The sequence below is a fragment of the Streptomyces kronopolitis genome, from assembly GCF_014646275.1.
In the GTDB taxonomy this organism is placed as follows: Bacteria; Actinomycetota; Actinomycetes; order Streptomycetales; family Streptomycetaceae; genus Streptomyces; species Streptomyces kronopolitis.
The window spans coordinates 1-551 of sequence record NZ_BMND01000125.1; the positions used below are offsets into that span (position 1 = coordinate 1).

1 protein-coding gene is annotated in these 551 nt (G+C 44.3%); it reads left to right on the top strand.

The window, feature by feature from the left end:
- Nucleotides 1–392, top strand: a 392-nt coding sequence (locus IEY78_RS35445; RefSeq protein WP_229700352.1) for a hypothetical protein, incomplete at its 5' end; no start/stop codon positions are given.
- Between the last annotated feature and the right edge of the window lie 159 nt (nucleotides 393–551).

Below are 551 nucleotides of genomic sequence, written 5' to 3' on the forward strand. Positions count from 1 at the left end.
CTTATGAATCAGCGATCGTAGCGGCTAAAGAAATGCGTAAAAAAGGCATTAAGGCCGGCGTGGCGACTATCCATTCCTTGCGCCCCTTCCCTTATGAAAGATTAGGGCAGGATTTGAAAAACCTTAAAGCTTTAGCGATTTTAGACAAGAGCTCTCCAGCGGGTGCTATGGGGGCGATGTTTAATGAAGTAACGAGCACGGTGTATCAAACGCAAGGGACTAAACACCCCGTGGTGTCTAACTATATCTATGGTTTAGGCGAAAGGGATATGACAATCGCGCATTTATGCGAAATTTTTGAAGAAATCAATGAAGACGCTCTTAAAGGAACGCTCACGCACCCTACCCAACAATTCGTAGGCTTGCGTGGCCCTAAAATGAGCTTTTTTTAAAAAGGAAATATCATGGTAAAAGAAGTCAAAACACTCAAAGGTTTTAGCCAAAGCGCTGAAAAATTCCAAGGCTCGCACTTGCTTTGTCCGGGTTGCGGGCATGGCATTATTGTGCGCGAAGTTTTAAACGCTGTAGATGGGCCTATTGTTTTAGGCAAT